Source organism: Pontixanthobacter luteolus (assembly GCF_947494915.1).
Classification (GTDB): domain Bacteria; phylum Pseudomonadota; class Alphaproteobacteria; order Sphingomonadales; family Sphingomonadaceae; genus Pontixanthobacter; species Pontixanthobacter luteolus.
Map to the genome: position 1 here is coordinate 84418 of NZ_CANLWR010000001.1, position 22838 is coordinate 107255.

Below are 22838 nucleotides of genomic sequence, written 5' to 3' on the forward strand. Positions count from 1 at the left end.
TTGATCCGAAGGGGACTATGAAATGGCCAACACTGGCGACAACTCGAAAATGGCACTGGTCGGCGAACTTAACGGCCTGCTGGCAGACCACTTTGCACTGTATCTGAAGACCAAGAATTTTCACTGGCACGTGGCTGGACCGCGTTTTCGCGATCTGCACCTGATGTTCGACGAGCATGCCATCGAAATTCGTGACCAGATCGATGTGATCGGCGAACGGGTCCGCAAGCTAGGCGAGAATACGTTGACCGGCATCGCCTCGGTATCGAAAAACACGCAGGTCAAGGATCAGGACGACACCAGCCTCTCGGCCGAGAAAATGGTCGAAGAGCTCCGCGACGACAACGCTGCGATGGTCAAGCGCCTCAAAGACATGAAGCCGCTTGCCGAACAGGCAGGCGACAATGCGACCGACGGTCTGCTGGATGACTGGACCGACATGGCAGAAGAGCGCGTGTGGTTCCTCAGCCAGACTTTGAAATAAGGAATAGTCTTTCCCCCCGAAAAGCCCGTCGGAGCATTATGCCCCGGCGGGCTTTTTGTTATGGTGCGCTACATGGCCAATGTGACCCTTGTCGAAAATGCTGACGACCACGCGATCGCCGCGTGGCTGGAACAAAAACTGCTTGCAGAACTGCGGGATAGCGATGGGCGCATTGCGATCACGGTTCCCGGCGGATCGACCCCGTTTCCGATATTCGAGCGGTTAAAAGACAGCGCAATCGATTGGTCGCGGATTGATGTGTGGCCTGGCGATGACCGGATTGTTCCGGAAGATCATGCGGCGAGCAACACCGGCAAGATCCGCAGCCTGCTTGAACCTGTCGGCGCACGGATCGTCCCGCTTTCCCCCGATGCACAGCCGCCGCGTTTCGCTCTGGCGTGGCTTGGCATGGGGGCCGATGGGCATATCGCGTCCCTATTCCCGAATACGGATCCGAAGGCAGACGATCCGCAGCCTGTGCGAACCTTGACCCCCGATCCACTCCCTCCGGAGGCGCCGTTTGAGCGGATCACACTGACCATTCCGGCGCTGCTGAACAGCAATACGCTGGTGTTTGTCATCCGCGGCGAAGACAAGCACGCCGTGTTTGATGCGGCTGCTGGCGGCGAACATGATCTGCCGATTGCCCGTTTGCTATCGGCTGCCGGTCAGGACGTACAATGCTTCGCCTGATACCACCGGCCATGCACCGGTTGCTTTACCGTGCGGCTGACCGGGGCAGAACGGCGTGGTGGCGGCTGACGAAACCGGCCTTGCAAGGTGTGGCAGTGATTGCCACCGATCTGCAGGGGCAGTTGCTGCTGCTCCGGCTTAGCTATGGTTCAGGCGGCTGGAACGTGCCCACAGGCGGGGTTGGTAAAAACGAACAGCCGGATGTTGCCGCGCGACGGGAACTTCAGGAAGAAACGGGCTGCGATGCTCACTCGCTCAAACTGATCGGCATTCAGGAAGACGTGCTGTTCGGCGCTGAAAACACCGTGCATGTTTTTGCAGCCAAGGTTTCGGGAATGCCCCGGGCCGACATGCGTGAAGTTATCGATGCGCGGTTTTTCCCGATGCATTCACTGCCCGAACCGCTGACCAAGACCACGCGGCGCAGGCTGGCCTTGTGGGCGGAACATTCAAAGCAGGGATAGCTGCGCCGTATCTGGCTTGCGCTCATCCTGCCCTTCGCGCTCCAGATTGGATAGTGTCAGCCCCATGAGGCGGATCGGCATCGGCAGGGGCAGCATCTCCTCCAGCAATTCGTGCCCGATACGGGCGAATTCCGCTTTGTCCTGAACATTACCAGTCAGCGAGCGCGCACGCGAGACGATCTGGAAATCGGTGTATTTCATTTTCAGGGTGACGGTTCGCCCTTTAGCTTCGGATCGCTCAATCCGCTCCCACACGATGTCGACAATATTGTCCATTGTCTCCCGCAAGGCAGAACCGCTGGAGATGTCGTCGCTGAAGGTCCGTTCCCCGCCGACGGATTTCCGAATCCGGTTTGCACGGACCGGGCGCAGGTCAATCCCCCGCGCGGCGCGGTAGAGATAATCGGCGAAACTGCCGAAATTGGCCCGCATGAATTCAATGTCCTTCGCCGCAAGGTCTGCGCCTGTTTCGATGCCGAGACGGGCCATTTTCTCGGCACCTTTCGGACCAACGCCGTGAAACCTGCGAACAGGCAAAGTTGCCACGAACTGCGCGCCATGACCCGGCTTGATCACGCACAGGCCGTCGGGCTTGTTCTGGTCGCTGGCCAACTTGGCGATGAATTTGTTGTAGCTGACCCCCGCGCTGGCAGTCAGCCCAGTTTGTTCGTGGATTCGCGTGCGGATCAGTTCGGCGATCCGGGTCGCGCTGCCGATCCCGCGAATGTCGTCGGTCACGTCGAGATATGCCTCGTCCAGACTGAGCGGTTCAACATGAGGAGTGAAATAGAGGAATATCTCGCGGATTTTGCCCGATGCCTCGCGGTAGGCGTCAAACCGGCTTTTCACGAATATGAGGTCGGGACACAGCCGCTTTGCAGTGACAGACGGCATCGCGGAACGGACCCCGAATTTCCGCGCTTCATAACTTGCCGCGGCCACCACGCCGCGGCCTCCGCTGCCCCCGACGGCCACCGGTTTTCCCCGCAGGTCGGGATTGTCGCGCTGCTCTACGCTGGCGAAAAACGCATCCATGTCGACATGGATGATCTTGCGCAGGCCGCTGGCTTCATCGCCGTCGCTGTCAGAGCCTGCATCCTGTCGATTCTCGTTCGTCACACTGCAGGAATAGGCGCGTTCGGGTTTGCGGGGAACCGCCTGCGGCCCTGCTGATTTAAGTTGCAAGGTAAAACGTGCTGGCCTTTCGCACGGCCAGCAGCCAAGGAAAACCAATGACAACGCAGCCGATCAATCCGAGGCCCGCATTGGGCGAGCGCGAAATGATCGTGCTGATGGCTTTGCTGATGAGCCTGCAGGCCTTCGGGATCGATGCCATGCTCCCTGCGCTTGGCCAGATGGCCAGCGAAATGGGTGCGTCGGGAAATGACCGCCAGTTCGTGATCGGCGCTTACTTCCTTGGTTCCGGTATCGGCGCCTTCTTCCCCGGCGCATTTGCGGACCGTTTCGGCAGGCGCCCGGTGCTCGCAATCGGGCTGGTGTCTTACATCGTCCTTTCGCTCGCCTGTGCTTTGGTAACGGATTACGATGTGCTGCTGGCTTTGCGCCTTGTGCAGGGAATATCCTGCGCGGGTCTCAGCGTGGTCCCCGCTGCCATAGTGCGCGATCAGGTCGGCGGCGACCGCATGGCCCGATTGATGAGCCTGATCATGATGATTTTCCTGCTGGTGCCCATTCTCGCCCCGGCGGTCGGGCAGGGGATCATGTATCTGGCCGGTTGGCGCGCGATCTTCGGGGCCATGGCGGTGGTTGGTCTGCTGGTCAGCATCTGGGTATGGGCGCGGCTGCCAGAGACGCTGCAGGAAGGCAACAAACAGGACATCAAGGTGGGCACCATCCTGCGCAATATGGGCACCGCGCTGACGGATCGCGGCGCGATCGGCTATGTCGTGGGCAGCGCGCTGGTGTTCGGTTCGCTGTTCGGCTTCCTCAATTCCAGCCAGCAATTGATCAGCGAAACATTCGGCATGGGCAACTACTTCGCCCTGATTTTCGGCGGCGCGGTGGTTGGCATGGTGCTGGCCAATTTCACCAATTCGCGGATCGTTGAACGCTTTGGCGCGCGCCGTGTCAGCCACACGGCCTTGATCGCATTCATCGCCATCAGCGTGGTGCAATTCATCAGTGCCAGTCAGGCGCAGCAGCCCTTGGCACAGTTCATCGTCTTGATGAGCCTGTCGATGGCAATGCTCGGTTTTATTGGCGCAAACTTCAGTTCGATCGCGATGCAACCGTTCTTTCATATCGCCGGTGCCGCCAGTTCAGCGCAGACCGCGCTGCGCATGAGCACAGGCGCGGTTCTGGGTGCGGTAATCGGCGGGCTATACGATGGAACGGCGCGGCCGCTGGCGGTTTCGATGCTCAGCTGCGCGCTACTGGCGCTGGCCATCGTGCTGTTCAGCGAACACGGCAAGCTGTTCCGCCGGGTGAGTAACTGAGTAACGACAGGGCGCGTCAGATCGTGCTCGGGGCCGCGCAGAGCCTATTCGCTTTCCAGTCTACGCCAAGCCAGTTCGGCGAATTCGCACAGCAAGGGACGCGTGTCGCGCGGGTCGATAATATCTTCGACATTAAACCGTTCTGCGCTGCGGAATGGTGACGTGACCTTGTTCAGCCGCGCCTTGATCTCTTCCAATTCGGCGGCAGGATCTTCGGCGGCTTCCAATTCCGATTTATAGGCAACCTCCAGCCCGCCTGCGATGGGCAGGCTGCCCCAGTCCCCGCTGGGCCAGCAGAAGCGGTATTGATAGGTTTCCGCATTGCTCATCGCGCTGCCTGCGATGCCGTATGCGCGCCGCAGTACTACGGAAGCAAGCGGCACGGTGGCCTTGTAAATCGCATTCATCGCGTTGACGCCGTAACGAATGGTGCCCGCCATTTCCGCCTCGCGACCGATCATGAAACCTGGATTGTCGACCAGGTGAATGATCGGCAGGCGGAACTGGTCGGCCAGTTTCACGAACCGCTCGACCTTCTCGCTGGTCTTGGCTTCCCACGATCCGCCAAGGAAGCTCGGGTCGCTGGCGACCACGGCCACCGGATATCCGTTCAGCCGGGCCAGCGCGGTGATCGCCGCGCGGCCCCAATTGCGGCCCATTTCGAACACTGTGCCCTGATCCAGCACCATCTCCAGGCATCGGCGCATGGAATAGACCTGCTTGGGATCGCGTGGGACCAGGCTCAGCAAGGCGTCTTCGCGCCTGTGGACAGGGTCGGTGCAATTGGAACGCCGCGCCAGCTGGCCGACATGTTCGGGCATGAATGAAAGGAAATGCCGTGCGCGGGCAAACGCCTCGGCCTCGCTTGCCACTTCGTCATCGACCACGCCGTTGCGCGTGTGGATTTCGCTGCCGCCGAGGTCTTCTTTTGCCTGTTGGTGATCGGCGGCGCTTTTGTAGCTCGCGCCCAGGCCATCGACCACGGCGGGGCCGGCGGCGAAAATCTGGCTCAGCCCGCGAACCATGATTGAATAATGGCTGGCAACGGTGCGCGCTGCGCCCAGTCCTGCAGTCGGGCCCAGCGCCAGCGCCACAACGGGCACCGTATCGAGATTCTTCACCACTTCGCCCCAGCCGGGCACTGCGGGAATATAGGTTGCGCCGATCGCCTCCAGCGTCTTCACGCTGCCGCCGCCGCCGGTGCCGTCGATCATGCGGATGATGGGGAGCTTCATCTCGTGCGCCATCTTTTCCGCCTGTACCATCTTGCGGCTGATCCCGGCATCTGCCGCGCCGCCGCGAATGGTGAAATCGTCTGCCGTGGCGACAACCGGTCGCCCCTCGATCAGAGCCTTGCCGAACAGGAACGGGGCGGGGAGGACACTCTCCAGATCGCCGTTTTCATCGTAGCTGGCCTTGCCCGCGATCTTGCCGATTTCGCGGAACGACCCGTCATCGACCAGAGCGGCAAGGCGCGCGCGTGCATCCATTTTGCCGCGGCCATGCTGGCGGGCGAGTTTTTCTTCCCCGCCCATGCGTTCCGCCAGTTCCTCGCGGCGGCGTAGTTCCTCGAGTTCGCTCTTCCAGGTCATTTTTGTTTTCCGCACGCCATTCGGCGTGCGATTTCCTCGCTCATTCCTTCAAGGATCGCGTCGCTGCGGGCGGGCGCTAAAGAACATCGGCGAGCTTGCGGTTGCTGCGCAACCATTTGGTGCTGAGCAGCAAGCCTCACTCCGTAGGCTCCACCACGCACAGCACCGCCTCGACCTGAACCTGGCCGCCAGTGCTGGCGGATAGCTCGGATACGGTCCCGTCGAATGGCGCGGTGAGCGCGTGCTCCATCTTCATCGCCTCGAGTACCATCAGCCGCTGGCCCGCGGTGACCGCATCGCCCTCGGCCACATCGACCGCGATGACCTTGCCCGGCATGGGGGCGAGGATGGCTCCGTCGACGGCGGAGGCGTGGCCGGTGCCGCGTGAAGTCCGCGCGAATTGTATCGCACGCCCATTCGCAAACAGCACGATCTGTTCGTCATCGATTAGCGCTGTGTAGGCAGTTGCTTCGGTAGCACCTCCGGCGAGCACCATCGGGCTACCGAAGTCCGAGGTAATGAGATGGGCGCTGTCGTCGATGTCGACTGGACGAGTTTCTCCACCATGAGAAAGAGTAGTCCGATTGATGTCCGCTGCATTGAGACGGAATCCTTGAGGCAGGTAAGCTGCTTCTTGTGGAAAGTCTGAAAGCGCAAAACGTGCGGCAGCTTGCCATTCGGCATTCCCGATTTCTTCAGATGGGACCAAATCGCTCTCGAATTGCGCGATGAAACCGGTGTCCAGATTTGCTTCGCGGAAATCTGGATGATCTGCGGCCCTTCGAAGGAATGCGGCATTGGTTTTGATCGGCCAGACTTCGAGACTGTCGAGCGACTGCACAAGCGCGTCGATGGCTTCGTAGCGCTCAAAACCGGTAGTTATGATCTTGGCGATCATGGGGTCGTAGAATGGAGTGACTTCGCCGCCCTGATAAACACCAGTATCGATTCGAAAAGCCAAACCGAGATCAAGCCTCTCCAACGGCCCCGTGCTCGGCAAAAACCCCTTCGCCGGGTCTTCCGCATAGAGCCGCGCTTCCATCGCCCAACCGTTGATGCTCAGCTCTTCCTGCTTTAGCGGGATCGGCTCGCCGCTTGCCACCCTTAGCTGCCATTCGACCAAATCCACCCCGGTGATCTCCTCGGTCACCGGGTGTTCGACCTGCAGGCGGGTGTTCATCTCCATGAAGAAGATGCGGTCGGCGCGCAGGCCTTCGCTGGCGTCGGCGATGAATTCGATGGTGCCAGCGCCTTCGTAATCGACCGCCTTGGCAGCGCGCACGGCGGCGGCGCAGATGTCCTCGCGCGTGGCCTCGTCCATGCCGGGGGCGGGGGCTTCCTCGATCACCTTCTGGTGGCGGCGCTGGAGCGAGCAGTCGCGTTCGAACAGGTGGACGACATTGCCGTGGCTGTCGCCGAACACCTGCACCTCGATATGGCGCGGCGAGGTGATCCACTTTTCCAGCAGGACTTCGTCGTTGGAGAAGCTGGCCTTGGCTTCGCGGCGGCAGCTTTCGAGCGATGCGACGAAATCCTCCGGCACGTCGACCTTGCGCATTCCCTTGCCGCCGCCGCCTGCGACGGCCTTGATCAGCACGGGATAGCCAATTGCGTCGGCCTCTTTCTTCAAGCGGTCCACCGACTGGTCTGCGCCAAGATAGCCTGGGGTTACGGGCACTCCGGCGGCGATCATGCGTTCCTTGGCCGCATCCTTGAGGCCCATCGCCCGGATACTCTCCGGCTTAGGGCCAACCCAGATCAGGCCAGCGTCGATCACGGCCTGAGCGAAATCGGCGTTCTCGGACAGGAAGCCATAACCCGGATGGATCGCCTCCGCGCCGGTCTGCTTGGCCGCTGCGATAATCTTTGCGCCCACCAGATAGCTTTCCGCAGCGGGGGAAGGGCCGATGTGCACGGCCTCGTCGGCCTGGCGCACGTGCAGCGCCTTGGCATCGGCATCGGAATAGACCGCAACGGTGGCGACGCCCATTTCGCGGGCGGTGCGGATAATACGGCAGGCAATCTCGCCGCGATTGGCGATCAGAAGCTTTGAAATCATGCCAACCGATTAGAACCCTGCGCCGCCCATGTCGAGCGCAGAGGGCAGCAGATCACAGTTCGTCGGGCAGCGGGTCCATCGGCGGCGGGGCGATGGGGCCGGCCATCCGCACGGCCAGCAGGATATCGCCCCGATCCAGCGGCGGTTCATCGTCCGGGCCGACCGGATCGTTTTTCAGCGCTTCAAAGAAAGCGGCGGTTACATGGCCCATCTTGCCAAGGTTGCTGGTATGCACGCGGTGGTCCCACGCAGCCTTGCCGCGCCGGCGCACCTCGTAACCGATATCGGTGTAGATGCGGGCGGCAGACAGGATGGCCCAGCGGCTACGGAACGGCAGGCCCACCGTCCCCAGCCGGGCGCGCTTTGCGTATTTGTCCATCAGCAGGACCAGTTTTTCGGCCATGTCGGCCAGTTCAGCGCGGTGGTGCGGTTTGGTATGCTGGCCGGGTTCGATGTCTTCTTCCACCAGCCATTCCATCGGCAGATAACACCGCCCGGCGGCGTCATCTTCCAGCAAATCTCGGGCGATATTGGCAAGCTGGAACGCGATGCCCAGATCGCAGGCCCGGTCCATCACTTCGTCATCGTCAGGATCGACGCCCATGACCGCGGCCATCATCACTCCGACCGCACCGGCGACGTGATAGCAATAGCGCAGCAGGTCTGCCTCGCTGCGCGGACGCCAGTCGCGTGCATCCAGTGCAAAACCTTCGATGACGTCTTCCGCCATTTGCGCGGACAGGCGGCTTTCCTGCGCGACCAGGCCGAAGGCGTCGAACGCAATATCGGCCGTGGGCAGTCCGTCGAACGCGCGCTGTGTCAGCACGCGGATCGATTTCAGCCTGCTTTCCGCGCCCGCCTGATCTCCCAGTTCGCCGCCCATTTCCTGTGCATCGGCGATGTCGTCGCACCGGCGGCACCAAGCGTAGAGCAGCCAGACGCGTTCGCGCGTGTCGATGTCGAACAGGGTGGATGCTGCGGTAAAGCTTTTGGAGCCTTCCTCGATCGACTGGCGCGCCTTTTCAACCAGTGCAAACCGGTCCCTGCCGCCACCCGCCTGGTGCGGCGTGCCGCGCAGGATGCGCGAAGGCGCGAGCATCCGGGCAGAGATCCGGATCGGGCTCAAAGATCGTCGGCCTTCATCTGGAAAATCGGTTTGTGCGGCTCGTAAGCGGCCATCTTGCCCAGCAGGCCTTCGATGTCGCCGTCCCAGATCATGATGCTGTGGTGCGCAGGCCGAACGAAGCCGACCGATGCCATGTGCGAGTTGAAAGCAATCAACTGGTCATAGAAACCGAACGCGTTAAGCAGGCCGACCGGATTGCTGTGATAACCAAGCTGTGCCCAGCTCATCGCTTCCCACAATTCGTCCATTGTGCCCACGCCGCCGGGGATGGTGACGAACCCGTCCGACAGATCGGTGAACAGTTTCTTGCGTTCGTGCATGCCGGATACGGTATGCAATTCGGTGCAGTCGTGGTTGGCGACCTCGGAATTGGCAAGCGCTTCGGGAATTACGCCGATAACTTCGCCGCCAGCTTCCAGCGCGCCGGTTGCAACTGCGCCCATCAGACCCAGCCTGCCGCCGCCATAGACAACGCCGATCCCGTGCTGTGCAAGTGCAGCGCCAACCTGCGCGGCAAGTTCCATATAGCGCGGATCGTCCGGCGTGGCGGAGCCGCAATAGACGGCAAGACGTTTCATCGGGTGGCTCATTTCTTCAAATCCTCGATCATCAGGCCGGCGGTCGCCTTAGCACTTCCCACGACACCGGGAATACCTGCGCCCGGATGCGTCCCGGCACCGACCAGGTAGAAATTGTCGATAACATCATCGCGGTTGTGTCCGCGGAACCATGCGCTTTGCGTCAGGATCGGCTCAAGGCTGAAAGCGCTGCCGAGATGCGCGTTCAGATCTTCTGCAAAATCGCTGGGCGCATAATGGAATTTGGTCACAATGCGATCATGGATGTCCGGGATCAAACGCCGGCCGACTTCGTCCAGAATCCGTTTTTCAAGGATTGGTCCGACTTCGTCCCAGTTGACCGGCAGCTTGCCCATGTGGGCAACGGGCACGAGTGCATAGAAAGTGCTTTTGCCCTTCGGGGCCATGCTGGGGTCGGTCACGGTCGGGTGGTGCAGATAAATGCTGAAATCCTGCGGCAGCACGCCGTTGTCGTAAATATCGTCCAGCAGCCCCTTATACCGCGGGCCGAACAGGATCATGTGGTGCGGGATACCCGGCCATGTCCCTTCCAGCCCGAAATGGACGACGAACAGGCCGGGGCTGAACTTCTTGCGTGACAGAGATTTCGCCTGATCCTTGCCGCGTTTGCTGCCTGACAGCAGGTCGCGGTAGGAATGCATGATGTCGCCATTGCTGGCGACCGCATCGAAACGCTGTTTGAAACCGCTCTTTGTTTCGACCTCGGTCGCCTTGTTGCCAGTGGTGTGGACCTGGATCACCGGATCACCGATCATCATGGTCCCGCCCAGCCGTTCGAAGTGGCGTATCATCCCGGCAATAAGGCGGTTGGTGCCGCCGCGCGTCCACCAGACGCCGCCATCTTTTTCCAGCTTGTGGATCAAAGTGTAGATTGCGCTGGTCTTGAACGGGTTTCCGCCCACCAGCAGCGTGTGGAAGCTCAGCGCCTCGCGGATTTTCTCGTTCTTGATGAAGCTCGAAACGATCGAATAGACACTGCGCCATGCCTGTTTCTTGGCCAGCGCGGGTGCAGCTTTCAGCATCGATTTGAAATCGAGAAACGGGACCGTGCCCAACTTCACATAGCCTTCTTCGTAAACCCCGGCAGAATATTCGAGAAACCGCTGATACCCGGCGACGTCTTCCGGTTCCAGCTTGGCGATTTCCTCGTTCAGTTCTTCTTGCCGGTTTGAATAATTGAAATTGTGACCGTCGGGCCAGTTGAGCCGGTAGAAGGGGTGGACCTTCATCAGCTCGACATCTTTTTTCATGTCATGGCCGGATATCGACCACAATTCTTCCAGACAGGGCGGATCGGTTACAACGGTCGGGCCGCCATCGAAAATGAAGCCGTCCTTCTCCCAGAAATAGGCCCGGCCGCCGGGCTTGTCGCGGGCTTCGATAACGGTTGTCTGGATGCCGGCCGATTGCAGACGCATGGCTAGCGCCATACCGCCAAAGCCGGAACCGATCACACAGGCGGTTTTGCCGGTTCCCGTATCCATCGGTGCAGCTTCCACTTGGGAAAGCAGGTCAGGTTCAGCGCTGGCAGTCTTGCTGCTCATCCAATTTTCTCCTCGCGCGCAATCAATGGCGCGCCTTTTCCGGCCAGGGCGGAAATTGCCCTGCCGACAGGTACGGGCGGCTTGCCCATCAGGACGCGCGCCTTGTCTTTCAGGCGCGATTCCCCGGCATAGAACCTTTCGATCAATCCCTCGTTCAAGCGATAGAAGCGCTCGAACACCCGGTAGCGTTCCCGCGGCCGAGCCGCACCGAACAGCATCGAACCAAGCATCCGGTAAAAGCCGGTGCGCGACCAATGCCTGCGTGCGCGTGTTTCAAGCAGAGCGGCCAACTGCTGTCCGGGCAATTCTGCGTCCTGTGCAATCGCCAGTGCAGTGCTGACTGCAAAGGGCAAGGTGTAACTGGTCAGCGGGTGGACCAATCCGGCACGCGCGCCAGCAAGGCTGACGCCATCGACGCGCTGCTGCGCCTGAAACGCGCTGAAATCGCCGCCGGTAATGACCGGCAGGATGCCCGTTTCACCGCCCAATATCTGGCCGTCCCAGCCCTGCGCGGCATGATATCGGTCGAGGCGGGATGATAATGCGCTGCGGTCCAGATCGGGTGTGTCCGTGTAATAGGTGTCTTCGACGAACAGCTCGTTCGCGCCCAGCGGCAGGACATAGACGAAACGGTAGGCCCCATCATCGCTGCCGGGCGAAAACTGTTCGACATTCGCGTCCATGATCACCGGCAGCTTGATGCCGTGCGGCCGATCGGTCCGTGTCAGACGGCCCATGAAAACCTGCCAGCCGCCGGTCAGGTGCCGGCTGGGCTCAGGACCCCGGCAATCGATGACGGAGCGCGCGGAAATACGGTGGCCGTTTGCCAGCGTGACGCCGCCTGCATCGATTGATGCCGCAGAATGGCCGGTGTGGATCGTGTCCTGCCCCAGTTCGCGGCGCAGCGCGGCATCAAAATCTTCCGAAGTCAGCGATCTGTAGCGTGAGCCTAGCCTGCGCCGGTAAGCCGGGAATTGGACCTGATATCCATCCCACTCGGATTTGCGGAAACTCGCCATCAGCGCGGTTCCTTCGGGGCCAAGATCGCTCTCGAACCAGCTCCACCGGTGATTTCCGCCCAGCGTTTCGCCGGCCTCGATCAGCGTGACATGCATTTCCGGATGGTGGCGGCGCAGCGCGAGCGCAATCAGCCCGCCGGAAAGTCCGCCGCCGACAATGGCAATTTCGGTTCTGGTCTGACTAGCGCGCCCGTTCATTACCTGCATTCCCCTAGGCTGCGCCGCGCCGGGGAGCAATGTGTTTGCTTCCGTCGTCCCCCGTGTCACAAGGCGGCATGACCAGTCATCTGTTGCCGCATCGCAAAGCCGCATTGGCGACGATCATTCTCCTGCTTGTCGTTCTGGCGATCCTGTTCGCGATGGGACGGCCTGCGATCTGTGACTGCGGAACGGTAAAGCTGTGGCACGGCGTGGTGCAATCTTCCGAAAACAGCCAGCATATCGCAGACTGGTACAGCCCCAGCCATTTTACCCATGGCCTGATCATGTATGCGGCGGCGTTCCTGCTCTGGAAAAAATGGGCGCTGCTTGGCGGGCGACCGGCGAAATGGGCGCTGCCCATCGCAGTTATCGTCGAGGCTGCTTGGGAAATTTCCGAAAACACCGAGGCGGTTATCAACCGTTACCGGGAGGCGACGATCAGCCTGGGCTATGCGGGCGATTCCATTGTGAATTCGATGGCCGATATCGGCTGGATGATCGCCGGCTTCTATGTCGCGGCGCGCATCCCGTGGCAGGCGAGCCTGTTGCTGGCGGTATTCTTCGAATTGTTCACCTTGTGGGCGATCCGCGACAATCTGAGCCTCAACATCGTCATGCTGGTCTGGCCGATAGAGGCGATCAAGCAGTGGCAGGGCATGGGATAATTGCGCGCCGCACAGGAACGACATTTCTGCAATCCCGTTAGTGATCCAAACAGGGGTTCAAGAATGTCATTCACCAAAACATCGCTTTTCATCGCTGCATCCGCGGCAATCGCAGGTCAGCCATTGATGGCGCAGACTTATCAAGACACCGGCGAAACCGCTGAAGTCTCCGGCCCGGCAGAGCGCCCGGAAACCGTTTTCGACGGTGACTGGGTCAGTGTTGGCATCGGCGCCGCGTATTCGCCAAGCTATGACGGTTCGGACGACTACGTCGTTTCCGTCCTGCCGATTGTGCAAGGCTCGGTTGGCGGGGTCGATTTCAATCCGCGCCCCGGCGGTTTGGCCGTTGATTTCATTCCTGATGCAGAGGAAGGGCCCGGTCTGGATCTCGGCGTAGCGGCGCGTATTCGCCGCTCGCGTGCCTCACAGATCAAAGACCCGGTGGTAAAAAGCCTGGGCAAACTCGATACGGCAATCGAAGTCGGTCCGACAGCGGGCATCAGCCTGCCTGCATTGCTCAACCCGTATGACAGCCTGAGCTTCAACGTCGATATGCGCTGGGATGTCGCGGGCGCGCATGACGGGATGGTAATCGATCCGTCGGTCACATATTTCACGCCGCTCAGCCGCGGTGCAGTTGCCTCGCTCACACTAGGCGCGGAATATGCCGATGATAGCTATGCCGACTATTATTTCAGCGTCGATGCTGCGGGCAGCACCGTCAGCGGCTTGCCGCAGTTTCAGGCCGATGGCGGATTTACCAAGGCAAGCGCCACGATGTTGCTGGGTTATGACCTGGACGGGGATGCCACCAATGGCGGCCTCGCGCTGGTCGGTATCGGCGGATATTCGCGCATGCTGGGCGATGCAAAGAATACGCCTCTCACCAGCATTCGCGGCGATGCGGACCAGTGGTTCGTGGCAGTTGGCGTGGGTTACACCTTCTAAGCGCCAAACGATGCGCCGCGTCTGAGGCCAAGCTATTAAAGAAAAGCCCGCCGCCGGTTCGATCCGGCGGCGGGCTTTCTTGTGCAGGCCAGCGGGGCCAGCCCGATGATCAATCTTCTGCGGCAGCCGCGCCCTTGGCACCTTCGGCCAGCTGCGGCCGCGATGGCGGCAGCGGTGCATCACGGTCGCCAGTCTTCAGGTACGTGTCGAACCAGCGCATCATCCGCAGATTGTAGTCATAGCGGCTGGCTGCCTTGCGGTTGCCATGCCCTTCACCGGGGTACAGCACGAGACGCACCGGCGTGTCGGTGCGAACCTTGATGTTGCGGTACAGTTCATAGCTCTGGCTGGGCGCGACACGCGTATCTTCTGCGCCGTGCATGATCAGGATCGGCGTTTCGGCCTTGTCGACGTGATAGATCGGCGAGACTTCCAGCATACCCTGCCAGTTTTCCCACGGCCATTTGCGGCTGTGCACATTGTACATCTCGACCGGAATGTCGGTGGTGCCGAATTTGCTGATCTGGTTGGAAATGCCGACGAACATCACGCTCGCCGCATATTCTGCCGACAGCGCAGTCGCGCCCCATGCAGAGGCATAGCCGCCATAGGAACCGCCAGTGATACCGACGCGGTCTGCATCGGCGATGCCTTCAGAAACAAAGTGACGCTTCGCATCGACGATGTCGTTGAATTCCTTGCCAGCGTAATCGTTCTGGTGCGCTTTGGCGAAATCGACCCCGTAGCCGGTGGAGCCGCGATAGTTTGGCAGGAACACGGCGTAACCCTGACCGGCGGCAACCTGGCCGGGCTTGCTATAGGCAGTCTGCCAGCCATTGCTTTCATGTGCTTCCGGCCCGCCATGAACATTCATGATCATCGGCGCGCCGCCGCTGGGGATGCCGCCGACAGGTTCGATCAGAATGCCTTCGACATCCTGTCCGTCGCGCGCCTTGTAGGTAACCGTACGCTGAGTGCCGAAGTCGATTTCCGAGAGCCAGTCATTGTGGTTGGTCCAACGGGTCAGCGTGCCGTCATCTTCCAGCGCGAAAAGCTCGCTTGGGTGCATGGCACTATCGCCGCGCACAACGATACGGTCGCCGCCAGCCTTGATGCCCGAGATTGCAATGCCGCCAGTGCCGTATTCGGCCAGCTGGTTGCCGTTCGCATCATACATGCGCAGGATACTGGTCGCGCCCTTGTCGATGACAGTCGCGAGGCGTCCATCGGCGAGGAATTCGGCGTCCACCGCAGCCTCTGCTGCTCCGCCGTTGACGGCTGAAAATGCGCCGGTCGCGATATCGACCAGGTGCAGCGTAGTCGGGGCGGGGTCGTTCTCGTCGATCCCGGCGATCATCGAAAGCTTGCTGCCGTCCGGCGAAATTTCGACATCGTCGATCTTGCCGGGTGTTTCGACGATTGCGGTAATGTCGCCGCTCGACAGGTCGAGGATATTGACCCGCTTGAGCGTATAGCTGTCGTCGACATTGGGAGTGGGGGATGTTTCGATCACTGCGGTCGTGCCGTTCGGCGCAACCTGGAATGCGCTGACATATCCGGGGATGGTGACCTCCGCCGGATCAGCATCCACATCGGTGCCGTACCGTCCGGAGAACAGCCGGTTCAGGCGGGCTTCTTCTTCATATACGATCGCGTCGAAACCGGCATCGCTCTGTTCTTCGCGCTGTTCGTCAGCATCGGCGCTGGCCAGCATGTAAATGGTGGTTCCGTCGGGGCTCCACACGTGGGAACTGACATTGGCACCGTCCACTGCGGCCAGCTTCCGCTGCGCGCCGCCATCAACGGGGATGCCCCAGACCGCGCGCTTTTCCTTGTCCTGCGACCAGATGAAGCTGATCGTGCGGCCATCAGGCGAAAACTTGATGTTGGAAGGGCTGACATCGGCGGGAAGGAAAACGCGTGCGTTATCCGGACCGTAGGCAACGCTCAGTTCCTGCTTGAAAGAGCCATTGTCTTCGCCCTCTGTCACATCGGGCAAGCTGGAAGTGGTGTAGGCGACCCGCGAACCGTCGGGCGAAACCGCGATAGCTCCGACGCTTTCCAGCTTGGCAACATCTTCCGGGGTCATCGGGCGGGCTGCTGCGGTTGCGGCGATTGAAACCGAACCAAGCAGAGTGGCTGCGAGCAAGAGCTTGCGTGTCATCTGGTGTTTTCCTCTCGTGACGTACGTTTGCGACGGTAATACCCAAACTGGTTACCAGTGCAACCGGATGGCTGGTGCGAAGTTCCGCACAGCCCGCTTGCCTCGCCGGGACATCATAGGCATCACCTGCGCAACGAGGGAGATTTTCAAATGCGTTCGACACGATTGATTGCCGCAGCACTTGCCGCCAGCACTGCCCTGTTCGCAGGCACTGCTTTTGCCCAAACAACCATCATCCACGCAGGATCGGTGGTCACCGACGCAGCCGGAACCGCATCCGGCCCGGCAACCATCACCGTGACCGATGGCAAGATCGTGAGCATCGATGACGGTTTCCTACCTACGCCCGAAGGTGCAACGATGGTGCACATGCCCGACAAGACAGTCCTTCCCGGGCTGATCGATTTGCATGTCCATCTGACCGGCGATCCTGGCGGCGATTTCTGGAAAGAAGCGATCGAGGCAGAAGAATGGGGCGTTGTGGTCGGCGCAAAGAATGCAGAAACAACGCTGCGGGCAGGTTTCACCACAGTGCGCGAAGCGGGCAGTGCGCAGCATACCTCGTTTGCTCTGCGCCGCGGCACTGCCGAGGGTATGATCCTTGGGCCGCGGATTGTCGCGGCGGGTCCGGCATTGGCGATTGTCGGCGGGCACGGCGATGTTTCCGGCTTCAAGCCCGAGGTGAACGAAGTGCTGACCAGTGGATACACCTGCACTGGCGCTGTCGAATGCGCCGAGAAAGTGCGCCGCGCGGGCCAGAACGGGGCTGATGTGATCAAGATTACTGCCACCGGCGGTGTGCTCAGCCAGCAGGGCGCGGGTCTGGAGGCGCACTTCACCGCCGACGAGATGAAGAGCATCGCCGACACCGCCCGCTCGCTGGGGCTAAAGGTCATGGCGCATGCGCATGGCGCGCGCGGAATCGAGGCGGCGAGCAAGGCGGGCATTTACACGATCGAACACGGCACTTTCATCGACCAGCAGGCGGCGCGAACCATGAAAGCGAACGGGACGATCCTGGTCCCTACCTTGATGGCGTTCAAAGGTATCAGCGAAGGGCTGGGCAAGGGTGTCTACACGCCGGTGGTTGAGGAGAAGATCCGATCAACCGTTGATGTGGCGCTTTCGCTGGTCACGCGTGCCCGCAAGGAAGGGGTCGAGATCGCTTTCGGGACCGATGCCGGCGTCTTCACGCACGGCCGCAATGCAGAGGAATTCGGCCTGCTGAAGGATCAGGGGATGAGCGACCGCGAGGCGCTTGCCAGTGCGACCACGGTCGCCGCGAAGGTGCTCGGTATGGAAGGCCAGATTGGCCGCCTTGCACCGGGATACTCGGCAGATATCATTGCGGTGGCAGGCAATCCGCTGACCGACGTAACCGTGCTGGAAAACGTCGACTGGGTAATGGTGCGGGGCAAGATCGCGGACTGATCATGGCCCGCCAGGCGGCGTGCCGCTAATCGACCGGCAAATGCCTTTGGTCGATAGGGGCATGCCTTGACCTGCCTTGCCTGACTAATACACTTCGCACGATATCATTTAGGGGACTAACACGATGAAAACTCTACGCCTTGCCTTGTTGGCAACCGCCGCACTTGCACTTCCGGCAGCCCCAGCGCTGGCCGATCACCACGCTGAAACAGCTGCAACAGAGACTGCCCAGACCGAAGGCGAGAAGCTGACCGCGCTGTTCGCCGAATCCGATGCGCGCAGCCTGCAGCTCAACCCGCTTGGCCGCCTGTTCCGCGGCGATGACAGCGACGCCGACAAGCTTGGCGATTACCTGACCGATTCCAGCTTTTACGCCAGCCGTCTCGATACGCAGCTCAACCTTGCCCTGCTTGCGCAGATCGACCGCAGCAAGCTGAGCGAAACCGATCAGCTGGCCTATGACGTGTTCAAATATAATCAGGAACAGTCGCTGGCCGGTCAGACCGATGAAATCCGTGCGCTGACCGAAGTGCGCCCGGTAAACCATTTCAGCGGCTTCCACACTTTCTATCCTACATTTGCCAGCGGCAAGGGCGCCGCGCCGTTCAAGACGCTTGCGAACTACGAAGACAACCTGTCGCGCCACGATGATTACATCGCCATCACCGACCGCGCGATCGACAAGTTCCGTGACGGGATGGAAAGCGGCGTCGTCGAAACCAAGCTGACGATCAACAATGTGATCCAGCAATTCGATACGCAGCTGGCAATCCCGATTGCGGATTCGCAGTTCATGGGCCCGGTTGCTGCATTCCCGGAAGATTTTTCCGACGAAGACAAGGCGCGCCTGACCGCAGCCTATGAAGCCAAGACTGCGGAAATCTATGCAGCGCACGCCCGGATGCGTGATTTCCTGCGTGATGAATACATGGCGGCTGCCCGCGACACCGTCGGCCTGAGCGACATGAAAGGCGGCGACAAGCTTTACGCCCAGTTGATCGAGAACACGACCACGCTGCCTCTGTCGGCCGACTATCTGCACAATCTCGGCCTGAGCGAAGTCGAGCGGATCAAGACCGGCCTGGAAGAAATCAAGGCCGAGGTCGGGTTCGAGGGAACACTCAACGAATTCTTCGACTATGTCCGCACCGATGATCAGTTCAAGCCGGAAAGCCGCGAAGCGCTGACGCAGAGCTATTACGACATCGGCAAGCAGGTAGACGAAAAAATCGGCGATTATTTCAGCCTGCTGCCGAAATCCGAACTGCGCATTCAGCCCTACGATCCTGCGATCGAACAGTTCAGTGCGGGCGGTTCGTACCAGTCCGGAACGCCAGACGGTTCGCGCCCCGGCACATTCTATTTCAATGCCTATGACCTGCCCAGCCGCCTGACGACGGGCAACGTCACACTGTATCTGCACGAAGGCGCGCCGGGCCATCACTTCCAGATCAGCCTGGCACAAGAAAACGACGCGCTGCCTGCGTTCATGCGCTTTGGCGGGACCACGGCATTCGTTGAAGGCTGGGCGCTTTATTCGGAGACACTCGGTTACGAAATGGGCTTCTTCGATGATCCATGGAACCGTTACGGCACATTGCAGGACGAGCAGCTGCGCGCCATGCGGCTGGTGGTCGATACCGGCCTCCATGCGAAGGGCTGGACCCGCGATCAGGCGATCGACTTCATGCTCGCCAATTCGGGTATGACCCGTACCGAAGTGGTTTCCGAGGTCGAACGCTACATCGCAATCCCGAGCCAGGCGCTTGCCTACAAGGTCGGTGCCCTGAAAATTCAGGAACTGCGCCAGAAGGCAGAGACAGAGCTTGGTGATGATTTCGACATCAAGGAATTCCACGCTCAGGTTCTGGGTACGGGCGGCCTTCCGCTGCCGGTTCTCGAAGCCAAGATCGATCGCTGGATCGCCAGCAAGTAAGATTGGGTGACATGCAGGCCCGGTACACGGGCCTGCTGCCGGGGAATGACACATGGATATTGCTAGCAACCGTGCGGTGAAGTTCGTCTCCATCGCCTTGATCGCAACGGTCGTACTGCAATTGGTCTATATGGCATTCCTCGGCGGCCCTCAGCCTGCCGAAGCGGGGGCTGCACTGACGAGCGCAGACGTCATTCGCTATTTCGACGAGCGTGGCACAGAGATTACAGCGGTCTGGGCGATAGAGGCCGCCGCATTCATAATCATTGCGCTGTCCGCCTTTGTAACGCTCGCACGCGGTGCAGCGATGCCTGTCGCTTGGTGCGCACTGGGGCTGTTCGGGGTCTTCAACCTGGTCCAGATCGGGATCGGCCTTGCAATGTTTGAACCGGCGGCGCGCGCCGGTGGGGATGAAACCGGCCTGTTTTTCGTTATTGTCTCAGGCGCGTTTTTCTTCTTCTATCTGGCCAAGCTCTTTCTGGGCATCGCCGCGACCGTCTTCGGTCTGCGCATAGTCAGCGGCAATTCGGCGGGTCTGAAGGTTTTGGGCGGCCTAACACTTATTGCCGGTCTGGCTGCAATTGGTGCGAATTTTGCCGCCATGGCGGCGGGCAACTCGGTGCTGTTCATCGCCGGGGCAACCGGTACCGCCGCAGCGCTGTTCACGGCGGTCGCAGCCGGTTTTGCGATGCGTCTAACCCGCTAAACCGTATGCCCTGATCGAAATATCCGCCGGGTTGGTTTCATTTGCGCCGCTGGCGTGCTTTCACTGGGCCCGAGGGCTGGGGTGCTGCTGCGAAGGGGCGATGCTGCGCTGCGGCGAATTTATGCTGCAATGCAGTGAATAGGTTTGCATGACAGGTTCCAAGCGGCGCCGATGCAAGGTAGACCCCTTGCAATGACCGCGCCTGCGCCCGATTCCACGCTCCCCCCGCCGCCTGCTTTTCAGCAACTGGCGGAAAGCCGGGCGGTCGCGCTGTTTCTCGACTTTGACGGCACTTTGGTGGAAATCGCGCCGGGCCCCGATGCGATCGAAGTGCCTGCGGACCTTTCCTCGCGATTAGAGGAGCTCGGCCAGCGTCTGGACGGACGCCTTGCTCTCGTTAGTGGGCGCGGGCTGGACAATATCGCCGATCACGTGGGCGACCTTGCCATTGCCCGCGGCGGATCGCACGGGGCGGAGCGGGTTGCCGCAGATGGCACCAGCCTTGGCAGCAATCCCGCACCACTGGCAGTTTCCATCGTCGAGGAAATACAGGAAGTGGCGGCAGCCAATGGCGCGCTGTTTGAACGCAAGCGTTTTGGTGCAGCGCTGCATTACCGCGCTGCACCTGAAACCGGACCGGAGATAGAGGCGGCGGCCCGGCAAATTGCCTCGGCCAACAATCTGCGCGCCAAAAGCGGGAAATGCGTAATCGAACTGGTCCATCCCGGTGCAGACAAGGGCTCTGCAGTTGCAGCATTCATGGAAACCGATCCGTTTGCGGGCAGCCTGCCGATCTTCATCGGTGACGATGTGACCGACGAAGATGGATTTGCCCAGGCGAGCAGACTGGGCGGGTTCGGCATCGCCGTTGGTGATCGCCCCTCGCAAAACGCGGCATACCGCATCAACACTGTGAAAGAGGTCTATGAATGGCTGAAGCTGTAAGCCCCCACACTCCAGATCTCGAGCTTTGGCCGGTTGGCAACTGCCAGGTCAGCGGTTTGATCGACAAACGCGGCGGTCTGGTGTGGGGCTGTGTTCCCCGCGTAGATGGCGATCCCGTTTTCTGCGCGTTGCTGAACGGCGAAAAACAGGATGCGGGCGTCTGGCGGTTCGAGCTCGATGGGCAGGTTTCAGCGTCGCAGGAATACATCCGCAACACGCCCATCCTGGTCACCCGCCTCACCGCAGAAGACGGCAGCGCAGTGGAGGTACTGGATTTCTGCCCCCGTTATGAAGGTAAGGGACGGATGTACCGCCCGGTTGCTTTCGGCCGTATCGTGCGCCCAGTGGCCGGCAATCCGCGGATCAAGGTTATCCTCCGGCCGATGAAAAATTACGGCGCGCACACCGTCGAAACCACCAACGGTACCAATCACATACGCTATCTGGTCGGTCCGCAGGCGATGCGGCTCAGTACCGATGCGCCGATTGGCTACATCATGGAAGGGCGCACTTTCCGGATCGAGGAAGACACGCATTTCTTCCTCGGCCCGGACGAACCATTTGCCGGAAATCTGCGCGAGGAAATCCGCCGGATGGAACAGTCGACGCGCAAATACTGGCAGCAATGGGTGCGCGGCCTTGCCACGCCGTTCGAATTTCAGGACGAGGTGATCCGCTGCGCGATTACGCTGAAGCTGTGCCAGCATGAAGAAACCGGCGCGATTGTCGCGGCGCTGACAACCTCAATTCCGGAGGCACCGGGCAGCGAACGCAACTGGGATTACCGGTTCTGCTGGATTCGCGATTCCTACTACACCGTGCAGGCGCTGAACCGGCTTGGCGCGCTGGATGTGCTGGAAAAATATCTCGGCTATCTGCGCAATATCGTCGACACAGCAAAGGGCGGCCAGATCCAGCCGCTCTATTCGGTGATGGGCGAAAGCGAACTGAACGAGACGACCGCCGCGCATCTGTCCGGATATCGCGGGATGGGGCCGGTGCGTGTCGGCAACGCTGCCTACAAACAGATCCAGCACGATTGCTATGGCCAGATCGTCTTGCCGACGGTGCAGGGCTTTATCGACAAGCGTCTGATGCGGATTGCGGACGACACAGATTTTGCCAGTCTCGAAGAGGTGGGCGAAATGGCGTGGAAGATGCACGACCAGCCTGACGCCGGTCTATGGGAATTCCGCACGAGGCAGGAAGTGCACACCTATTCGGCTGTCATGAGCTGGGCCGCGTGCGACCGGCTGGCCAACACCGCCGGTTGGATCGGCAAACCCGAGCGCGAGAAATTGTGGCGCGAGCGGGCTGACGCGATCCGCCAGACGATCGAGAAAGAGGCCTGGGTCGAAGGTGACGGCAACGGCAGTCGGGGGCATTACAAGGCTAGTTTCGAGACAGACTATCTCGATGCCAGCCTGCTGCAAATGATTGATCTGCGGTTTCTGAAACCTGACGATCCGCGATTCCAGTCGACTTTCGCAGCGATCGAAAAAGAACTGCGGCGCGGCGAACACATGCTGCGCTATGCGACCGAAGATGATTTCGGTGCCCCTGAAACCGCCTTCAACGTATGCACATTCTGGCTGATCGAGGCGTTACATCTGGCTGGCCGAAGCGAAGAAGCGCACGGCCTCTTCTCGACCATGCTGGGGCACACCACCGGGTCGGGTATGCTGAGCGAGGATCTGGACTGGGAAACGGGCGAATTGTGGGGCAATTTCCCGCAGACCTATTCGCTGGTTGGCATCATCAATTGCGCCGGGCTGCTGTCCAAACCGTGGAGCGAGGTACGCTGAT

General features: G+C 60.5%; 19 protein-coding genes. 11 read left to right on the forward strand and 8 right to left on the reverse strand.

The genetic code is table 11. The annotated features are described in order from the left end of the window. Positions 1-22 precede the first annotated feature (22 nt). From PO778_RS00320 to PO778_RS00330, 3 genes are all read left to right on the forward strand, one after another. Complete coding sequence (locus PO778_RS00320) at positions 23-484, forward strand: Dps family protein (protein ID WP_271438193.1); 462 nt, start codon at positions 23-25, stop codon at positions 482-484. A 72-nt stretch (positions 485-556) separates the two neighbouring features. Next, on the forward strand, positions 557-1177 hold the full coding sequence (locus tag PO778_RS00325; protein ID WP_271438194.1) for a 6-phosphogluconolactonase: 621 nt from the start codon (positions 557-559) through the stop codon (positions 1175-1177). Continuing rightward, positions 1165-1641, forward strand: a complete 477-nt coding sequence (locus tag PO778_RS00330; protein WP_271438195.1) for an NUDIX domain-containing protein — start codon at positions 1165-1167, stop codon at positions 1639-1641. Before PO778_RS00325 ends, PO778_RS00330 begins: the two co-directional genes overlap by 13 nt. Here PO778_RS00330 and dinB read toward each other — a convergent pair. Beyond that, the gene (gene dinB, locus PO778_RS00335; RefSeq protein WP_271438196.1) at positions 1627-2760 is read right to left on the reverse strand and encodes a DNA polymerase IV; all 1134 of its coding nucleotides are present in this window, start codon (positions 2758-2760) and stop codon (positions 1627-1629) included. The genes PO778_RS00330 and dinB overlap by 15 nt on opposite strands. A gap of 113 nt (positions 2761-2873) precedes the next feature. Here dinB and PO778_RS00340 point away from each other — a divergent pair, with 113 nt between their 5' ends. Next, positions 2874-4097, forward strand: a complete 1224-nt coding sequence (locus tag PO778_RS00340; RefSeq protein ID WP_160729149.1) for a multidrug effflux MFS transporter — start codon at positions 2874-2876, stop codon at positions 4095-4097. Positions 4098-4141: 44 nt separating this feature from the next. Here the strand turns inward: PO778_RS00340 and PO778_RS00345 are convergent, their stop codons facing one another. From PO778_RS00345 to crtY, 6 genes are all read right to left on the reverse strand, one after another. Then, positions 4142-5689: an acyl-CoA carboxylase subunit beta gene (locus tag PO778_RS00345; protein WP_271438197.1), complete on the reverse strand. Its 1548-nt coding sequence runs from the start codon at positions 5687-5689 to the stop codon at positions 4142-4144. A gap of 136 nt (positions 5690-5825) precedes the next feature. After that, entirely contained in the window at positions 5826-7748 is a 1923-nt protein-coding gene (locus PO778_RS00350) for an acetyl/propionyl/methylcrotonyl-CoA carboxylase subunit alpha (RefSeq protein ID WP_271438198.1), read from the reverse strand. 52 nt (positions 7749-7800) lie between these two features. Next, on the reverse strand, positions 7801-8847 hold the full coding sequence (locus tag PO778_RS00355; protein WP_271439311.1) for a phytoene/squalene synthase family protein: 1047 nt from the start codon (positions 8845-8847) through the stop codon (positions 7801-7803). 23 nt (positions 8848-8870) lie between these two features. Next, positions 8871-9452 (reverse strand): LOG family protein, encoded by a 582-nt coding sequence (locus PO778_RS00360; RefSeq protein WP_271438199.1) that lies wholly within the window; start codon positions 9450-9452, stop codon positions 8871-8873. 8 nt (positions 9453-9460) lie between these two features. Beyond that, positions 9461-10957, reverse strand: coding sequence for a phytoene desaturase (locus PO778_RS00365; RefSeq protein WP_160730546.1), 1497 nt, complete (start codon positions 10955-10957; stop codon positions 9461-9463). A gap of 56 nt (positions 10958-11013) precedes the next feature. Beyond that, positions 11014-12234, reverse strand: a complete 1221-nt coding sequence (gene crtY / locus PO778_RS00370; protein ID WP_271438200.1) for a lycopene beta-cyclase CrtY — start codon at positions 12232-12234, stop codon at positions 11014-11016. Positions 12235-12311: 77 nt separating this feature from the next. Between crtY and PO778_RS00375 the strand changes: the two genes are divergently transcribed. Together PO778_RS00375 and PO778_RS00380 are read left to right on the forward strand one after the other, a co-directional pair. Beyond that, positions 12312-12902: a DUF2585 domain-containing protein gene (locus PO778_RS00375; protein ID WP_271438201.1), complete on the forward strand. Its 591-nt coding sequence runs from the start codon at positions 12312-12314 to the stop codon at positions 12900-12902. Between the two features lie 63 nt (positions 12903-12965). Then, a complete protein-coding gene (locus PO778_RS00380) occupies positions 12966-13850 on the forward strand; it encodes a MipA/OmpV family protein (RefSeq protein WP_271438202.1) in 885 nt (294 codons plus the stop codon). Between the two features lie 109 nt (positions 13851-13959). On the opposite strand, the gene PO778_RS00385 is transcribed toward PO778_RS00380, so the two are convergent. Further along, on the reverse strand, positions 13960-16014 hold the full coding sequence (locus PO778_RS00385) for a S9 family peptidase (RefSeq protein ID WP_271438203.1): 2055 nt from the start codon (positions 16012-16014) through the stop codon (positions 13960-13962). 150 nt (positions 16015-16164) lie between these two features. On the opposite strand from PO778_RS00385, the gene PO778_RS00390 reads away from it, so the two are divergent. The 5 genes from PO778_RS00390 to PO778_RS00410 all read left to right on the forward strand — a co-directional run bounded on the left by PO778_RS00390 (position 16165) and on the right by PO778_RS00410 (position 22837). Then, positions 16165-17445, forward strand: a complete 1281-nt coding sequence (locus PO778_RS00390; protein ID WP_160729156.1) for a metal-dependent hydrolase family protein — start codon at positions 16165-16167, stop codon at positions 17443-17445. A gap of 124 nt (positions 17446-17569) precedes the next feature. Continuing rightward, positions 17570-19381: a DUF885 domain-containing protein gene (locus PO778_RS00395; protein WP_160729157.1), complete on the forward strand. Its 1812-nt coding sequence runs from the start codon at positions 17570-17572 to the stop codon at positions 19379-19381. Positions 19382-19433: 52 nt separating this feature from the next. Beyond that, positions 19434-20087, forward strand: coding sequence for a hypothetical protein (locus PO778_RS00400; protein WP_271438204.1), 654 nt, complete (start codon positions 19434-19436; stop codon positions 20085-20087). Between the two features lie 192 nt (positions 20088-20279). Next, positions 20280-21032, forward strand: a complete 753-nt coding sequence (gene otsB, locus PO778_RS00405; protein ID WP_271438205.1) for a trehalose-phosphatase — start codon at positions 20280-20282, stop codon at positions 21030-21032. Continuing rightward, positions 21017-22837 (forward strand): glycoside hydrolase family 15 protein, encoded by a 1821-nt coding sequence (locus tag PO778_RS00410; RefSeq protein ID WP_271438206.1) that lies wholly within the window; start codon positions 21017-21019, stop codon positions 22835-22837. Before otsB ends, PO778_RS00410 begins: the two co-directional genes overlap by 16 nt. Position 22838: the final 1 nt, after the last annotated feature.